We start from the raw sequence: 17,194 nt of genomic DNA on the forward strand, positions 1-17,194 counted from the left end.
GCTATTGCCGACGGTCGGCATCTTTATAAACGTAAGGCCATTTCATGAAAATCAAAACTCGCTTCGCGCCAAGCCCCACCGGCTACCTGCACGTTGGCGGCGCGCGCACTGCTCTTTACTCCTGGCTATTTGCACGTAATCACGGCGGTGAGTTTGTGCTGCGTATTGAAGACACCGATCTCGAGCGCTCCACTCCGGAAGCAATTGAAGCCATCATGGATGGCATGAACTGGCTGAATCTGGAGTGGGACGAAGGCCCGTACTTCCAGACCAAACGCTTTGACCGCTACAACGCGGTTATCGATGAAATGCTGGAAGCGGGCACCGCCTACAAATGCTACTGCTCGAAAGAACGCCTTGAGCAGCTGCGCGAAACGCAGATGGCAAATAATGAAAAACCACGTTATGACGGCCGTTGCCGCCACGATCATTCGCACCATGCTGATGACGAGCCGTGTGTCGTGCGTTTTGCCAACCCGCAGGATGGTTCTGTTATTTTTGACGACCAGATTCGCGGCCCGATTGAATTCAGCAACCTCGAACTCGACGATCTGATCATCCGCCGTACTGATGGATCTCCAACCTATAACTTCTGCGTTGTGGTTGATGACTGGGATATGGAAATTACCCACGTTATTCGTGGTGAAGACCATATCAACAACACGCCGCGTCAGATCAACATTCTGAAAGCGTTGAACGCACCGGTTCCGGTATACGCGCATGTGTCGATGATTAACGGCGACGACGGTAAAAAACTCTCCAAACGCCATGGCGCGGTCAGCGTAATGCAGTATCGCGACGATGGTTACCTGCCGGAAGCGCTGCTTAACTACCTGGTACGTCTGGGCTGGTCGAGCGGCGATCAGGAGATCTTCTCCCGCGAAGAGATGATCAAGCTGTTCTCTCTTGGCGCGGTAAGCAAATCCGCGAGTGCGTTCAACACTGACAAGCTGCTGTGGCTGAACCATCACTACATCAATTCGCTGGATCCCGAGTATGTGGCGACGCACCTGCAGTGGCACATTGAGCAGGAAAATATCGACACCCATACCGGCCCACAGCTGTTTGAGCTGGTGAAACTGCTCGGCGAGCGTTGCAAAACGCTGAAAGAGATGGCGGCAAGCTGCCGTTATTTCTATGAAGAGTTTGACGAGTTCGATGCGGACGCGGCGAAAAAACATCTGCGTCCGGTTGCGCGTCAGCCGCTGGAAGTAGTGCGTGACAAGCTGGCTGCTATCACCGACTGGACGGCGGAAAACGTTCACCACGCGATTCAGGCGACCGCCGATGAGCTGGAAGTGGGCATGGGCAAAGTGGGTATGCCGTTGCGCGTTGCCGTGACCGGCGCGGGTCAGTCTCCGGCGCTGGATGTCACCGTTCACGCCATTGGCCAGGCGCGCAGCATCGCGCGTATCAACAAAGCGCTGGGTTTTATTGCTGAGCGTGAAAGCCAGCAGTAAGTTTTACCTGCTGTAAATAAAAAGCCGCCTTTATTAAGGCGGCTTTTTTATGGCTGTCAGCTTACTGCACGCAGCGTGAATTCCGTCGATTAACGGGCAACCACAAAGCGTTTGGCGTCATCCATAAAGGCTTTATCGCCAGCCGGGGCCACGATCGAACCGAAGTTCATATGGCCGCGCAGTTTCCAGTTCTCCGGAATACCCCAGGTGCGCTGCACATCGGCGTCAACCAGTGGGTTATAGTGTTGCAGGTTCGCGCCGATGCCTTTCTCGGTCAGCGCCAGCCACACGGCGTACTGTGCAATACCGGTGCTGTGTTCAGACCATACCGGGAAGTTATCGGCGTAAGCCGCAAACTGCTCCTGCAAGCCTTTCACCACATCCTGATCTTCAAAGAACAGCACGGAACCCGCCGCTGCGGCAAAGCCATCCAGCTTGTCGGAAGTGGCTTTAAAGCTCTCTTCCGGCACGATTTTTCTCAGCTGCTCGCGAGTCAGCTCCCAGAACTGCACATGTTCTTTACCTAACAGGATCAGCGCGCGGGAACTCTGTGAGTTAAACGCCGAAGGTGCCTGACGAATCGCTTCTTTGATGGTTTCAATGACCACATCTTCTGCCACCGGCAGATCTTTACCCAGGGCATAGATAGTGCGGCGTTGTTTTGCTAAAGCGAGAAAATTGTCTGACATAGTCACTCCTGAAGTTGGCTGCACATCCGCTACGTTGTTACCTGCGGACTGTGGAAACAAAGCGCTAAAAAGTTTCTGTAATGGGTTCATGGTTAATCTGGCCTGCAACGAAAGTTTTGATTAATTTTACGGCCAACCTGCGGGCCAGTTCCGTTTGTAATGGGCTGTTTTGCCCTGATGAAACGAATGATAGGCCGGTGACGGGGAAAGAAAAAGCTGAACTATTTGCGCGTAGTGTTCAAAAAATTAGAATGACTTTTGAATAGTTATCGAGGGTAAAAGGCGGGGAGATTCCCCACCTAACACGCGCAGGGAGGGGAAACAGCGCGTTTTCAGGCGGCGAGCCAGCGCTTCCAGATAAAGCGCACAACAAAAAACTCCACCGTGCCGAGCAACAAAAACCACAGGCAGTAAAGAATGATATAAAGCTGCGTCAAATCCAGCAGGTGGAAGCGCTGCACCAGGCTTTGCGCCAGTTGCAACCCAAGCGCAGGGGCAGGAAGCAGCAGCACAGAGAGAAAAGCCATCAGCAGAATACCTGCTAGCGTAAGCAGCGGTTCGAGCGAGTGTTTCATAAGCGTTAATCGAAGGTGAAAAGCCGCATTGTCGGGGAAAGCTGCGCGCTGTGCAACGTCCCCCGACAGGTCTTTACGCTACCACGAAGCGGTCAACCAGCGTCGCCATGGTTTCCGATTGTTGATCCAGCATCTGGCTGGCGGTCGCCGCGCTGGCGACCAGCCCGGCATTTTGCTGGGTTACCTGCTCCAGTTGGTTCAGGGCTTGATGCACCTGCGACACGCCCAGTGACTGCTCGCTCGCCGCACGCGCAATATCGCTGACAAACGCCAGCATCTGCCCGGTATGGGCTTTTGCCGATTGCAGCGCGCGGTCAGAAGCCTGCACCAGCGTGACGCCTTGCTGGATCTGCTCCATGTTTTTGCTCACCAGTTCGCGGATCTGGTGCGCGTCGTTGGCACACCGTTGCGAAAGGTTACGCACTTCGCTCGCTACCACGGCGAAACCTTTGCCCAGCTCACCGGCGCGTGCGGCTTCCACTGCCGCATTCAGTGCCAGCAGGTTGGTCTGAAACGAGATTTCGTCGATTGAACTAACGATATTCGAGATCTGCTCGCTGGAGCCGCGAATGGCAGTCATGCTCTGGCTGGCTTCACCCGCCACCCGGCTTGCTTCCTGCACCTGTTGCTCCATCTCTTGCGTCAGCCGTTTAGCCTCGTTCGCGTTATCCGCCGTCTGGTTCACCGCCGTGGCGATCTGCTCCATGCTGGCCGCGGTTTCTACCAGCGAGGCGGCTTGTTCATCTGTCCGTGAGGCCAGATCCTGGTTCCCGCTGGCAATCTCGGAACTGGCGCCGCGCAGCACGCCCGCGCCGTGTTTTATCTCGCTGACAATATGCTGAATATTCTCGATGGCCTGGTTGTAAGCGCGGTTCAGGAGCGACAGCTCATCACTGCCCGGCACATCCAGACGCTGGGTGAGATCGCCGTCCATTCCTTCAATGGTGGCCAGTGAATGGTGCAACTGGCGATGAATACTGCTGGCGACCAGCAGGGCGAAGAACAGCGCGATCAGCAGGGCTGCAATGCTTATCACCGCAAAAACAATCACATCACGCCAGGCGTTATCCGCCAGATCTTTTGCCGTTTGCAACAGGGTATTTGCCGCGGCATCTTCCACGGATTTCAGCGTATTGATGCGTGCCGTCTGGGCGTTAAACCAGTCGGTTGGGGCGACGCCAAAACCACCGGTCGCCACATGATCAATTGCCTGCTGGCGCATCTCAAGCGCGCGCGTCACCTCCGGGGTTTGCAGTTGCGCCGTCAGCCGTTCATTGACGGCGGCAGTACTGAACGCTCGCGTTGCCGCCAGCCAGGAAAGTTGCTTGCCAACCACTTCGTTCAGCTGACGGAACTGCCCGTCGGTAAACCGGTCGGCGGAAAACACGTTGGACATCAGCGCACGTTCCACGCCGGTTTGCTCTTTGGCATTCAGCACGCTGTAATATGCTGCCAGTTGATTCACAATTTCGCCGTTATCCGTCAGCTGACTAATTCCGCCCACTACATTGAGTAGATCGCTAATAATGGTGCTGTACCAGGTCAGCGAGTCTGTACCACTAACGCTGAGGGCATGAATTTGTTGGCGAAAATCCGTTATGCCTTGTTGATGCTGGCGGAATTGATCGAGCGCATGACGAATATCATTATTCGCCCGCTGGAGCGGGAATGCTTTTAACGCCTCGGCTAACTGGCTCAGGGCTTTATCAGAGAGAATATATTGCGCAGTTAACTCGGCATTAAATTGCTGTCCTTTGCTGCCGATATATCCTGCGCTCATGCCGCGCTCTTTTTGTAATTCATGAATAACGCCACCGGCATTTTTCGCCAGATCCGTTAAGGTAATGATGGTGCGCATCTGCTGGCCTGTTTCCACGCGTGCCAGGATGCCGCTGGTTGCTAACCATATGAGGGCAAACAATAAAGGCAGTAAAGCCAGTAATAATTTAAATTTCATTGATAAACGGTAAATCCATCTCATACAAATGCCTCATGTTCTCGTTTGCTTTAATTCGTTATCGGAGTAGGGGGCGGGGTCTTTATTTCTAACGCAGGGCTTGTTGATATTTATCAATTCTGTTGAATCCATCTACCACTTAGTGGTTATTATTTTGCGTAATAAGAAAAAAATAACCTGCTGATGCGCAGGTTATTTACGTTGTGGTTAAGAATAATAACTAAAAAATTAATGTGTTAGCCTGCCGCCCAAATCTCAGCGTGTTTTTGCATTAATCCAATTAGCGAGCCACCATCGGCAATAAATTCACGCATCATCTGTGCTTCGCTTTTTCCGCGTTTCACCACATTTGCCAGTTCATCCAGGGCGCTACCCGCATTCAGTTTATCTGCCGACGGCGCGAGCTTCTCCAGCAGACGAGTGAGATCGTCAGCAATGGTGTACCGCTCACCGGTGTGCACATCGGTAATCAGACCTTCCAGCCCGTAACGGCAGGCCTGAAAGCGGTTGAATTTATACAGTAAATAATCCTGCGGCTGATGTTTAAACGGTCGCTCGGCCAGCAGCCAGTGTGACAGCGCCTGGATAAACCCGGCCACATTAATGGCGTGCGACAGCGTCAGCGGCGTGTCCATGACCCGCACTTCAACGGTGCCAAAATGCGGGCTGGGGCGAATGTCCCAGTGCAAATCTTTGATGCTTTCAATCATTGAGGTGTAGCTCAGGCGGCGAAACAGCCCTTCAAACTCCTGCCAGTTCGCCACCCACGGCATCGGGCCATTATCCGGAAAGGAAGAGAAAATGTTCAGGCGCGACGACGCATAGCGGGTGTCGGTGCCCTGGATGTAGGGCGAGGCGGCGCTGAGCGCAATAAAGTGCGGCACAAAACGGGAAAGACCATGCAACAAATAGATCGCGTCGTCACCGTTGGTGCAGCCAACATGCACATGCTGGCCAAACACCGTCGCTTGTTGCATCAGATAACCAAACGTCTCCAGCGTGCGGCTATAACGCTCATCATTGCAGATCTCCTGGCGTTGCCACTTCTGAAAAGGGTGAGTACCGCCGCCGCATATCTGCACATGGTGCTCGGATGCGGCCTGTAAAATCACATGCTGCATGGCGGAAAACTGATGTGCCGCCTGGTTGATATCCCGGCACACGCCGGTGGCAATCTCCAGCATGCTTTCGGTGATGTCATGTTTGACCTCACCGGTACTTATCTGGTGTTTTACCGCTTCAATCAGCCGTGAAGAGTCCTGGCTCAAATCGTAACCCGGCGGGTTAACGACCTGTAACTCCAGTTCAATGCCGAGCGTAAACGGTTCAGAAACATGAAAATCCGGCAGTGGCATAGCGTTCTCGCGATAAATGGGTTTGCTTCATTATGGAAGCGATTACTCATTCCTTCCTGCGAGGCGGCGACAACCGCTCAAAATATCAACACAGCTGCGCCAGTTGGCCGCGCAACACTTCCACGCCAGGGGCAATTGCATCCGGATTGATAGCGTGAAACCCCATGCGAAAGAAGTTATCCGGCGGCGCGGCATCAAGAAAATGCCGCGCGCCGGGCTCAATCAACACGCCCGCGTGGGCGGCGCGCCAGGTCAGTTGCTGGGTGTTGATCTGTTCTGGTGTGCGCAGCCAGAAGGCGTTGGCATGTTCGCTACCCTGCATCAACTGGCACTCCGGCAGAAACGTGTGTAGCGCGTTGTGCAGACAATCCCAGCGGCGGGCGGAGTCTTCGTGGTAGCGGCGCAAATGGGTTTCGTAATGCCCCTGCGCCAGAAAATGCGCCATCTGGTATTGAATATTGGTTGGCGGATGACGGTACACCAGGCGGCGCAGCGCCCGCGCTTCATCAATGATTTCCGGCGCGGCAACCATATACCCCAGTCGTAACCCCGGCGACAGTGCTTTGGACAAGCTGCTGACATAAATCACGCGCCCGCTGCGATCGCTGGCTTTCAGCGCGGGCAGCGGGTTTTGCATAAAGTTACTTTCCGAGTCGTAATCGTCCTCAATCACCACTGCATCGTGGCGGGCAGCGTAATCGAGCAATTGCACGCGCCGCGCTTTGCTCATCGTCACGCCAGTCGGCACCTGGTGGCCCGGCGTCACATAGTAGTAGTCGCAAGGGGTGTCGTTGAGCACCAGCCCTTCACTGTCCACGTCGTGCGGCACGATTTGCGGCTCGCTTAATAAGAAGGTGTTAATGGCTTCGCGAAAACCCGGGTTCTCCACCGCCACGCGCGTCGCGGGCGACATCAGCAAACGCGTCAGCAGATAGAGCGCGTTTTGCGAGCCGAGCGTAATCAGGATCTCATCCGGTGCGGCAACGATGCCGCGTTTGGGCAACACGCGGGTGCGGATCTGCTCAATCAGCATCGGCACATCCTGGTCAATATGATCAATCACCCATGCCGGGTCGCGCACACCACCGTGCAGCCAGTTTGCCGCCGCGCGCCAGCTGGCAAGTGGGAACTGCTGCGTGTAGGGCTGCCCGTAGATAAACGGGTAGCGGTAGTGCATCCAGCCTGCTGGTTTAAGGATCGATTCCTGCTGGCTGGGGGTGATTTTCAGTCGGTTGCCCCAGTGTGGTGCAGCGCTCTCGCATTCAGGTGCAGGTGGCGTCGGGTTTTGCCCGCAGCGGTAGTAATCCGGGTGCAGGTAGTAACCGCTGCGCGGGCGGCTCACCAGGTAACCCTCGTTGACCAGGCCTTCAAACACCAGCGCGGTGGTATTGCGCGAAACGTTAAGCTGGCTGGCAAGCTGGCGGCAAGAGGGCAGTGCGGTATCCGCCGGGAAAATCCCGCTCAGAATGGCGTTGATCAAACATTCGCGGACTTGCTCCTGCAATCCACGCTGGCCGTCAAAATTCACATTCAACAGGTGACGAATCATGCTGCACTCCTTCGGATATATCGCGTAATGCGATGGAGCAAATTCCATACCAGCTTCCTGTTAACTGACACACTCATTCGCCAGAACTGGCTCTATTCACAAAAGCGCAAGCCTCCCTATTGTAAAAACGCAGTCACGAAAAACACACGATGTCGTATTTAGGCATATATCTTGCAACGCTTCCGGCACACCTGGGATATACCGGTCTGGCACATTAAATAAGGGTGGAGAGATGAAAAACGTATTCGGCAAATATTGTCTTGCAGCCATGATCTCTTTGGCGTTTTCCTTACACGCAGTCGCAGCGGATTTACCCGAAATAGAAAAATCTGGCACCATGAAAGTGGCGACCGAGGACGATTACGCGCCATTCAACTTTATGAATAATGGCCAGACGGATGGTTTTAACAAGGATATGCTTGAGGAATTACGCAAGTACGCAAAATTCAATATTAACCAAAGTATCTTACCGTGGACGGGATTACTCGCTGCGGTTTCCACCGGCCAATACGATATGGCACTCACCGGTGCGGTAATTACCGATGAACGCCTCAACGTCTTTAATTTCACCCCGCCGTGGGCTTCTGCGCAGCACTATTTTGTTAAACGCGCCGACGATAAAACCTTAAATACCATTGCCGATCTCAGCGGTAAAAAAGTGGGCGTCCAGGCGGGCAGTGCGCTGCTGGCGCGTTTGCCGGAGCTGAAAGCGATGCTGGAGAAAGTGGGCGGAAAACTCGGACCGGTGGTGGAGTATCAGTCCTATCCGGAAGCCTACGCCGATCTGGCAAACAAACGCGTTGATTACGTGATAAACGTGGTGATTTCCGTCAACGATCTGGTGAAAGCCAAACCGAAAGTCTTTGCCAAAGGTCTGGCGGTTTCCGGGCCAGGTTACATGGCGTGGCCGATCCCGAAAAACTCACCTGAGCTGCTGAAATTTATGACCGGTTTTATGAACCATATGACTGAAACCGGCAAGCTCACTGAGCTGCAGAAAAAGTGGTTTGGCGAAACCTATGAACTGCCGAAAGAGCCGATCACCAGCGCCGATCAGTTCCACAAGTTAGCCGGTTTGTAAGTAACCTGCGGCGGGCAACCGCCGCCCGTTTTCACAGGAGGGAACATGGACTTAATCTCATGGCAGTTATTGATTGAAGGCGCATGGACGACCCTCTGGATCTCAGGCGTGGCGATTGCGTTCGGGGTGGTTATCGGCCTGGTTATCGCCTTTATCCGCATGATGAAGATCCCGTTTATTGACCAGTTTCTGGTGGTTTACATCAGCCTGGCGCGTGCCACGCCGCTGGTAACGCTGGTGCTGTTTCTGTTTTTGTCCCTGCCGACGCTCGGTATTAACCTGGATAAAACGCTGGCGGCGATTGTCGCGCTGACGCTGAACACCTCGGCGTTTAACGCGGAAATCTGGCGCAACGCTTTCCGTAACTTCCCCCGTGAACAGCGGGAAGCGGCGGAGTCTGTGGGAATGCGGCGCTGGACCTATTTCCGCCACATCATGTTGCCGCAAATGTGGATCGAAAGCCTGCCGGCGCTGGTCAACGAGATGTCGTTTTTGATCAAAGGCAGCCCGGCGATTGCGGTGATTGGCGTGGTGGATTTAACGCGCGTGACCAACCGGATCTCCTCTGTGACCTATGAACCGCTGTCGCCGATCCTCGCTGCGGCGCTGTTATACGTGATTATTATCGGTCTGTTGCTGAAGTTGCAGGGCGTAGCAGAACGCAAAGCGAAGCGCCTGGCGCGATAAAAGGCGGAGGATTTATGAATCAGTGGGGAATTATTTGGGCCGCGCGTGAGAGTTTTTTCAACGGCCTGCTGGCAACGTTAGAGTTATTTATTATTGCCGCCGTGGTCGGGTTATTGATCGGTGTGCTGTTTTGCTACCTGATGGAATATCAGAACCGTGTTGTTCATCGCCTGATTATTGCTTTTGTCAGCCTGATGCGGGCAATACCGTTTTTGATTCTGGCGTATCTGCTTTATTACGGTTTACCGCAGTTAGGTATCAGCATGGACGCCTGGACCGCAGGGTTATTAGCCCTGGTAATTTATCATGGTGCCTATTTCTTCGAAATATTACGCAGCCAGCGCAGAATATTCTCCTCGGGCTATATTGAAGCTGCCGTATCGCAAGGTTTTTCTCGTTATAAGATCTTCCTGCGCATTATTTTGCCGAATATTGTCTCTTCCGCGCTGCCCTTAATGGGCAACCAGCTGATTATTTGCCTGAAGGACACGGCGTTTCTGTGCATTATTACCGTGCAGGAGATCACCGCCGCCGCGAACAGTGTGCAGTCCACGTACTTTATTCCGTTTAACGCCTTTATTGTCGCCATTGCGCTGTACTGGGGCATCAGCATTCTGCTGGAGTTGCTGATTAAGCGGTTGAGCCATTACGGAGCGAAAAGAGGAATGACCCATGCCTGAAGCAAACGCGGTAAGCATCAAAAACCTGTCCAAACAGTTTGATAACGTGGAAGTGCTGCGCGATATCAATCTGACCGTAAAGAAGGGCACGGTGGTCAGCATTCTGGGGTCGTCCGGTTCAGGGAAATCGACGCTGCTGCGCTGTATGAACTGGCTGGAACAGCCGGATCGCGGTGAAGTGCGCATCAGCGGGCAGCGCATCGGTGTGGATGAAAAAACCGGCAAAGCGATGTCGCATAAAGATCTCTCACACATCCGTGAACGGGTTGGCATGGTGTTCCAGAGCTTTAACCTGTGGCCGCATTTATCCGTGTTGCACAACGTCAGCGAAGCGCTGGTGCATGTGAAGGGGATGAAGCGTGAACAGGCGAATGAGATTGCCCACCGGCAACTGGAAAAGGTCGGCATGAACCATAAAGCCGATGTCTACCCGATAACGCTGTCCGGCGGGCAGAAGCAGCGCGTGGCGATTGCCCGTTCGCTGGCGATGTCGCCGGAGGTGATTTTATTTGATGAACCCACTTCAGCGCTGGATCCGGAACTGGTTAACGAAGTGCTGGGCGTGATGAAAGATCTCGCTGCAGAGGGTTACACCATGGTAGTGGTGACGCACGAGATGGATTTCGCCCGCCAGGTATCGGATGAAGTGGTGTTTCTGGAGAAGGGGTTGCTGATCGAGAAAGCACCGCCCGAGAAATTTTTCACTAACCCGGACTCGGACAGGGTGAGAAAGTTTTTGCAATCCAGTCGCTGAAGGCGGCAATTGAGAACCGAAAAAACAGACCGCTTATCGTTATTTTTCGAGCGGTGCCGCACTTTGAAATATCCAACAGGATTGCATTGGACTTGCCATTGCGAAGCGGCTACTGCAATTATAAAATCGCCACCTAAGTGAAATTTCACTCATTGTTAGGGTAACGCGTTCAGGGAGATTTATATGAAAAAATGTGATGAGTTCGACGGTTTCTGACAGACAACTTTTTTACAGGCGGAGCTCAGGCTCCGCTTTTTTTATCTAATGACAGGGAATTGTCTATGGAAATCAGTCCGACAGCGTGGCAAGTCATCAGCAATCTACTCGTTTTTGGCGGTATTTGTACCGCTGTCCTTACCATCCGATTTAACGTGAAGATGGCCCGTAAAACCCAAACGGCGACCTTTCTTTTTGAAAGCAGAAAAGACAGTGAATACATTGATGGTCTGCATACACTTCGGCGCGTTCGCGACTCCGGGAAATCCTTCCGTTCATATGTGTTCCCTGTTGCAGAAAATCTTTCAAAGGATGAGAACTACGAAGGACGAAAAATACAATACATTCTTAATTTCTATGAGCGTATGGCGGTAAGCATAAGAGCCGGTATTTATGAGGAAAATATGATTAAGCAGGCCTCATATACGACGGTAATAGACACCTACGAAACCGCTGAGCCGCTGATTAAGGCGTTACGGGAAAAACTGCGTACTTCTCTTACTTATCAGGAGTTCGAATGGTTGCATAAACGCTGGAAAAACAAGCCGCTTAAGAACAATAAAACAATCTGACAAGCCCCTGGCAAATTGACTCAGTTATCTTCATTTTTCTGCGATGCCCGCGCCTGGGTTGCTGTTTTCGCGAACGTTGGCCCGGTAAGCGTCGGTTACAACAGAGCAAGACAGGCTGAAAGCCTGCCGCAAAGCGTCATGTGTTGCTGCGGAACGTTGCACTCTGCCGAACGTAGTCGAACGCCCGCTCCCTCAATGCTGAACATTTTCCGATGAAAGCCCCATTTTCACCTGTGGGCGAAAAAAATCCTCATGCAGCGCCACCTGGTTACGCCCACGTTTTTTCGCGTGATACAGCGCGGTGTCGGCCGTGCTATACAGCGTCTCGAAATCGCTGTCTTTATGCCCCAGGCTGACACCAAAACTGGCGGTTACCAGTTGCTGGGGGAGCACTTCCAGTGGCGAGGCGTTCAGCGACGAGTGAATATAACTGGCCGTGATCATCGCCTCTTCAACACGCGCTTTGGGCAGAACAATGGTGAATTCCTCGCCACCAACGCGACCGATCGCCGCGCTTTGCGGCACGGCGCGGCGAATACGCGCCACCAGCGCGCAAATCACGCGGTCGCCCATCGGGTGACCGTACTCATCATTAATGCGTTTGAAATGATCGATATCGAGCAGGATCAGCGCCACATGGCCCGTGGTCAGACCCTGGTTAATGTGATTAATGATCGCGCTGCGGTTAAACACGGCGGTCAGCGGGTCGTGCGTCGCCTCATATTCAAGGCGCGCCGCCAGCTGTTGCAACTGCTCATTCATGCGATTCAGTTCGCGCTCAGCGCGATCACTGCGCGAAATCAGGCGATACGATTCACGGATCAGGCGCTGGTAGTTTTTCGCCACCGCCCACAATTTTTCACGGCAGGCATCCGCCGTCAGCCTGTCGTCGGCAGCGGCCAGACGAGCATCTTCGAGGACGGAATAGTCCTCCTTGAATAGCTCATTGATATCTAGCATGCGTTAATGTCCGGGATAAGAAAAACGGTCAGCGACGGGAAATCGATGCGTAGCTCCTGGCCAAACTCCTCGGAGATATCGTCTTCCGCGTCATAGTACCAGTGCAGCTCACACACCGCGTCGTCGCGGGCGTAATCATTCAGGCTTTCGAACAGCGTAAATAACAGCTTGGTGCTGGAGCTGTTGAAGTAGCTCAGCGCCACATGTAGCTGGAGTGGGGCGTCCGTCTGCTGGCCACTCTGCAACCAGCCTTCCAGCGCATCCATCAACGGGCGGAAAAACGCGGCGGCATTCTCCGGGTAGGCTTCGCCTTTCAGCATCAGGCGTTGGGCGGCAAAATCAAATTTCACCTCCGGCGTCGCGGCGGTGGCGGGCAATTCAATAGCCGGCGTCAGTATCATATCAGTCATGGCAGAACGTTGCCTTTAAGTGAAAGGCGGACAGCGAACCCGCCGCCAGAGGGTGAATGCGATATTCCAGCGGCAGGCTGGTATCCCGCGCCATGGTCAACAAACCGATGTTCGCGCCTTTACTGGTCGCCGGGGCTTCACTGCGCAGCCCCTGTTTCCAGGCATCGCGGATCTCCGCCTGCGACATACCGCGCAACACATCGAGATTTGTCTGCAATAACGTAGATGCTTCCGGCCCCACTAGGTTTGCGGTTTCGAGATAATAGTGAGTTTGATCCATATGAAAGCAGACCGAACCGAAGCGCAGCTCTTGCTGTTCAGTTGATAAATAGCGGTCGTCTGAGGAGTAACGCACAATGTTTTGCCCCATCTCGATAAAAGCCGAGAACAGCTTTCTGCGCGTTACCGCTGAGGGTTCGTGTTTATCCAGCCATGTGCGAATGACTTCACCCAGCGAAACAATATGCTGCTGGGAAAAATAGCCCGTATAAAAAAGCTCAACGGCGTTTTGCCGTTGCAGCGTAAAAAGGGGTAACAGAACGGCTTCTTTGACCTGCAGGTCGTTTATTTACATGTTGTTCACCAGCGAAAACCAAACCACGTCATGTCATCGCGCGAGGCTTGCTGCCCCTGCCAGGCTTTCAGCGCCGCGAGCAGGGCGTCGGAAAGTGCAGGCATTGGCAGCGTGCGGTTTTGCGCTAACAGTGACTGAATACGTTTTTTGCCAAACATGACATTGCGCGGGCCGCCTGGCTGGTCGGTCGTGCCATCAGAAACAATCAAGAACGTGTCGCCACGACGCAATGGAGCCTGGTAGCGCTGCCACTGGTAATCGACCGGCGTGTCGGTGTAACCCACACCTTTGCGGCAGCTTTCAAGCGTTGTTGCGCTGTCTTTTTCCGCGCTGAGTACGAAAGCGTGCATGCGCGCGCTCGCCCAACTGACCTGCTCATGTTGCGTGTCGACAAACAGAACAAGGGCGTCACAGCCATCGTTGGACTGGCTGCGATCGGCAGAAGGATGCACCTGGCTGAGCGTCTGTTTGATATGTTGATTAATCAGGCTGAGCAGTTGTTCCGGCGCGTTCGCAGGGGCGAGGCTGAGCGCTTTTTCCAGCGCCGAGGAGAAAATAAAAGTCATAAACGCGCCGGGAACGCCATGCCCGGTGCAATCCGCCAGCACCATCAACCAGCCATTTTCCACGCGCTGAAAAGCGTAGATATCGCCGCCAACACAGTCGCGCGGGTGCCAGTGCAGGCACCAGTCATCAAGCGTTTTTTCAATGGTGTTACGCGAGCGGCTCAGCATCGATTCCTGAATAATGCGGGCATATTCAAGGCTTTGCATAATTTGCAGATGCTGCTTGGCCTGTAAGTCCGAGACCGTGCGGATAAGATCTATGCCCAGGCCAATACCGATATATTGCCCCTGCTGGGTGAGGATAAACCCTTCGGTGACGGCTTTGTCGCCAGTTTCGATCACCCGCTCGGACAAATATTCGAGACCGCAATCGGCATCGACGATCAGCGGGTTTTTATCCATAAACGCGATGCAGCTTTTCTGGTCATACAGCTCATGGAAAAACGGACGGCTCATCTGCGACAGAAAAATATGCCGGTTAATCATGCCAATAGGACGGTTATTTTCCAGCACCGGCAGGCCAATTAACGATTTGTGTTCATTGAACAGCGACATGACCTGCACGTTATTGGCATCCGGGGTCACGTGCGGGACGGCAAGGCGCAAGATACCAGCATTAAGCTGTCGTGAAGCGAGCGGTATATCCATGATTCAAACAGCATCCCGATATAAGAATAATCTTAGGTTAAGGCGGATTTGTGACGGTTTGATTTCAATTAAGTAAGCCGATGAATAACGGGAGATTATTGCTCCCTAAGCAAAACCACAGTCATATCTGCGGCGGCGGGAGGAGAGGCGGTAAAAAAAAGCCCGCACTTGTCAGGCGGGCAAATAATACTGGAAGCAATGTGAGCAATGTCGTACCGAATACCTGAGTGATTTGCTCAACTATTCGGTAATGCGAAAGATAATCTTTATCATTTTTGCGGTCAACCCCAAATTTTGTGCGACTTCCCCGGCTTAATGCGCTGAGTTTAAAAAATTCGCGCCAGCTCACATCATCAACAAAATTACATTCCTTCTGGCGACGTGGATAAGCCCGGTATAAACGCCTTGTGCTGTCTCTTTTTTGCCAATCATGCCGGTCAAACAGTGATCCCTGTTAATGCTTTTGTCAGGTTTTGTCATTACTATCTCTGCGGCTAAAACAGACAACGAGTAAGTGATGACCCTCTTCTGGTGTGTAGTGCCAATATTGCTGCTGTTTTTCGGCAAAGCGTGGAGTTCGGCGAAAATTCGCGAGTATTACAGCCGTTCGCAGCGTGCGCTCGAGGCGACGGTTGCCGCTGAGATGGATAATCAGCAACCCTCCTGGATAAACGATGCCGATCAGCGTGCGCAATTTAGCGCCTCGCTGTGCGAACAGTGCCTGAAAAAAGAGGTGCCCGACTGGTTTCTGGAGAGCATTGCCGGTAACGAAGAGGGAATGGGGTTTCTTACCCGGCACGCCGCGCTGATGGAAACCTTTGGCGCGCCATTTTGCGATCAGGTGCAGGCTGCCGCTGAACTGATCGACAGCGCATGGCAACGTTCAAAATTGCGCGGCTACTAAGATACATCCGCCCTTATCAATAGCTGTTTTCGCCGTCGATGTCTTATGCAGTGCATCTGCCGCTTGTCCTTTGCTTAACGCCCGCGAAGGCGCAGCGTAAACGCTGCCGGCAGGCAGAATGATGATGCCGCAATTCCGGCACTGCCGGTCAGTTCCTGCTTTCACGCCGTATTCATACCCGCCGTTTTTCACTTTTTAACACGCCTCTTTTTACTCGACAGGGAAGTGAAACGATAGTACTTGCCTGAAAGTCAAGAATGCGTATAGTTCTCATTCTCTTTGGTGTTTGTGGGCGCAGCAAGGATCTTCCCCCGCAATAACAGTGAGCGTGAAGGCTGACAGGGAACACTGAAAAGCCGTGACGAGCTGCGCCGGGCCGCATCTGCCCTCATCAAACGATCGCGCACAGGATGCGTGGCGTGGGCGCTCGTCTGCCCTGATGACATTAACGGTAAAGGATCCCCCATGAAGATGAAAACGTCCGTGCTCGCTCTGCTGGCGGCGATGGCGCTTGCCGGTTGCAGCGCACATACCACCACCAGCGCACAGCCTGTGGCACCGGCAGCAAAACCTGCGGCGGCGCAGTTACCAGAGAGCGTGGTGAAACGCGAACTGGCGAGCGGTCTGTATGAAATGGCGCTCAGTCCGCAAGGCGATGCGCTGTATGTTTCCAGCGCGGAAGGCTTTAAAGATGTGCAGGGCGGAGTGGTATACAAGCTGGATCCGAAAACGCTACAAACCCTCGGCGCGACCCACACCGATCTGAAAAACTTTGGCATGGCTATCTCACCGGATGGCAAAACCGTGTATGTCACCAATTCGCTGGACGGCGGCGTGAGCGCCATCGACACCAGCACCGGCAAAGTGCTTTCCCGTACCCTGTTCCCGGAACGCAACGAGAAAGGCCAGCCGTACGGCGCGCGTGAAATAGTGCTGCATAACGGCAATTTATATATCGGTGCCGTTGCCGATCCGGCGCTGGTGTGGGTGGTTGACGCGAAGACCCTGAAGGTAAAAGCGCGTATCAAAAACGCGGGCAAATGGGTGACCGGTCTGCACTTCTCTGTGCAGACGCAACGTTTGTACGTGGCGAATGGCGGTGGCGAAATCCTGGTGGTGAATCCGCGCAATAATCGCATTGAGCAACGCTGGAAACCACTGGGCGACAAACCGGCGCTGCTGTTGAATATCGCTGAAGATGAGGCTACCGGCCGCTTGTTCGTCACCGACAATTCAAAAGCCAAAACCACGCTGGTGCTGGATATCCACAGCGGCAAAATTGTGAAACAGCTTGAGGGCGATGCGCTGGCGGTGAAATTCAACGCTAAACGTCATGAAATCTACATTACCCGGCGCGAGTCCGGCAAAGTGCTGAGCCTTGATGCAACCAGCTATGCGGTAAAACAGCGCTGGGATCTGCCGCCGCATCCAAACAGCCTGCTGCTTTCCGCCGATGGTCAGACGCTGTTTGTCACCGTCAAACAGGCATTCAACAAAGATCACTCCACCAGCGGCCCGGATAGTGTTGTCAGGATCGATCTGAACAAGTAATGATAC

The 17,194-nt window shown here is 53.5% G+C and carries 17 protein-coding genes; 8 read left to right on the forward strand and 9 right to left on the reverse strand.

From position 1 onward, the window contains the following. Positions 1 to 44 precede the first annotated feature (44 nt). Complete coding sequence (gene gltX / locus O3S68_RS00785) at positions 45 to 1,460, forward strand: glutamate--tRNA ligase (protein ID WP_045513842.1); 1,416 nt, start codon at positions 45 to 47, stop codon at positions 1,458 to 1,460. 89 nt (positions 1,461 to 1,549) lie between these two features. Here the strand turns inward: gltX and O3S68_RS00790 are convergent, their stop codons facing one another. From O3S68_RS00790 to pdxR, 5 genes are all read right to left on the reverse strand, one after another. Beyond that, positions 1,550 to 2,149 (reverse strand): nitroreductase family protein, encoded by a 600-nt coding sequence (locus O3S68_RS00790; protein ID WP_020454640.1) that lies wholly within the window; start codon positions 2,147 to 2,149, stop codon positions 1,550 to 1,552. Positions 2,150 to 2,481: 332 nt separating this feature from the next. Beyond that, on the reverse strand, positions 2,482 to 2,724 hold the full coding sequence (locus O3S68_RS00795) for a DUF1158 family protein (RefSeq protein WP_017458712.1): 243 nt from the start codon (positions 2,722 to 2,724) through the stop codon (positions 2,482 to 2,484). Between the two features lie 73 nt (positions 2,725 to 2,797). Next, complete coding sequence (locus O3S68_RS00800) at positions 2,798 to 4,705, reverse strand: methyl-accepting chemotaxis protein (protein ID WP_045513846.1); 1,908 nt, start codon at positions 4,703 to 4,705, stop codon at positions 2,798 to 2,800. Positions 4,706 to 4,917: 212 nt separating this feature from the next. Beyond that, complete coding sequence (locus tag O3S68_RS00805; protein WP_045513850.1) at positions 4,918 to 6,036, reverse strand: YbdK family carboxylate-amine ligase; 1,119 nt, start codon at positions 6,034 to 6,036, stop codon at positions 4,918 to 4,920. 85 nt (positions 6,037 to 6,121) lie between these two features. Continuing rightward, positions 6,122 to 7,585, reverse strand: a complete 1,464-nt coding sequence (gene pdxR / locus O3S68_RS00810; protein ID WP_269230605.1) for a MocR-like pyridoxine biosynthesis transcription factor PdxR — start codon at positions 7,583 to 7,585, stop codon at positions 6,122 to 6,124. Between the two features lie 232 nt (positions 7,586 to 7,817). Between pdxR and O3S68_RS00815 the strand changes: the two genes are divergently transcribed. The 5 genes from O3S68_RS00815 (at position 7,818) to O3S68_RS00835 (ending at position 11,575) form a co-directional block, all read left to right on the forward strand. Further along, positions 7,818 to 8,666, forward strand: a complete 849-nt coding sequence (locus O3S68_RS00815; RefSeq protein ID WP_020454636.1) for a transporter substrate-binding domain-containing protein — start codon at positions 7,818 to 7,820, stop codon at positions 8,664 to 8,666. A gap of 45 nt (positions 8,667 to 8,711) precedes the next feature. Next, complete coding sequence (locus O3S68_RS00820) at positions 8,712 to 9,353, forward strand: amino acid ABC transporter permease (protein ID WP_045513856.1); 642 nt, start codon at positions 8,712 to 8,714, stop codon at positions 9,351 to 9,353. 14 nt (positions 9,354 to 9,367) lie between these two features. Then, entirely contained in the window at positions 9,368 to 10,033 is a 666-nt protein-coding gene (locus tag O3S68_RS00825; protein ID WP_045513859.1) for an amino acid ABC transporter permease, read from the forward strand. Further along, positions 10,026 to 10,787, forward strand: coding sequence for an amino acid ABC transporter ATP-binding protein (locus tag O3S68_RS00830; RefSeq protein WP_020454633.1), 762 nt, complete (start codon positions 10,026 to 10,028; stop codon positions 10,785 to 10,787). Before O3S68_RS00825 ends, O3S68_RS00830 begins: the two co-directional genes overlap by 8 nt. Before the next feature lie 281 nt (positions 10,788 to 11,068). Continuing rightward, positions 11,069 to 11,575 (forward strand): DUF4760 domain-containing protein, encoded by a 507-nt coding sequence (locus tag O3S68_RS00835; RefSeq protein WP_045513866.1) that lies wholly within the window; start codon positions 11,069 to 11,071, stop codon positions 11,573 to 11,575. A 192-nt stretch (positions 11,576 to 11,767) separates the two neighbouring features. On the opposite strand, the gene O3S68_RS00840 is transcribed toward O3S68_RS00835, so the two are convergent. Genes O3S68_RS00840 through O3S68_RS00855 form a run of 4 tightly spaced genes read right to left on the reverse strand, consistent with a single transcriptional unit; the run spans position 11,768 to position 14,733 of the window. Next, on the reverse strand, positions 11,768 to 12,535 hold the full coding sequence (locus O3S68_RS00840; RefSeq protein ID WP_045513869.1) for a GGDEF domain-containing protein: 768 nt from the start codon (positions 12,533 to 12,535) through the stop codon (positions 11,768 to 11,770). After that, a complete protein-coding gene (locus O3S68_RS00845; protein ID WP_269230606.1) occupies positions 12,529 to 12,945 on the reverse strand; it encodes a DUF1987 domain-containing protein in 417 nt (138 codons plus the stop codon). Before O3S68_RS00845 ends, O3S68_RS00840 begins: the two co-directional genes overlap by 7 nt. Further along, on the reverse strand, positions 12,938 to 13,513 hold the full coding sequence (locus O3S68_RS00850) for a SiaB family protein kinase (protein WP_331275948.1): 576 nt from the start codon (positions 13,511 to 13,513) through the stop codon (positions 12,938 to 12,940). Before O3S68_RS00850 ends, O3S68_RS00845 begins: the two co-directional genes overlap by 8 nt. A gap of 11 nt (positions 13,514 to 13,524) precedes the next feature. Continuing rightward, on the reverse strand, positions 13,525 to 14,733 hold the full coding sequence (locus O3S68_RS00855; RefSeq protein ID WP_269230607.1) for a SpoIIE family protein phosphatase: 1,209 nt from the start codon (positions 14,731 to 14,733) through the stop codon (positions 13,525 to 13,527). A 517-nt stretch (positions 14,734 to 15,250) separates the two neighbouring features. Between O3S68_RS00855 and O3S68_RS00860 the strand changes: the two genes are divergently transcribed. Together O3S68_RS00860 and O3S68_RS00865 are read left to right on the forward strand one after the other, a co-directional pair. Continuing rightward, a complete protein-coding gene (locus O3S68_RS00860; protein ID WP_097407698.1) occupies positions 15,251 to 15,637 on the forward strand; it encodes a hypothetical protein in 387 nt (128 codons plus the stop codon). Between the two features lie 465 nt (positions 15,638 to 16,102). Further along, positions 16,103 to 17,188, forward strand: a complete 1,086-nt coding sequence (locus O3S68_RS00865; protein ID WP_269230608.1) for a YncE family protein — start codon at positions 16,103 to 16,105, stop codon at positions 17,186 to 17,188. Positions 17,189 to 17,194 lie beyond the last annotated feature (6 nt).

The organism is Kosakonia sp. SOY2 (genome assembly GCF_027109175.1).
In the GTDB taxonomy this organism is placed as follows: Bacteria; Pseudomonadota; Gammaproteobacteria; order Enterobacterales; family Enterobacteriaceae; genus Kosakonia.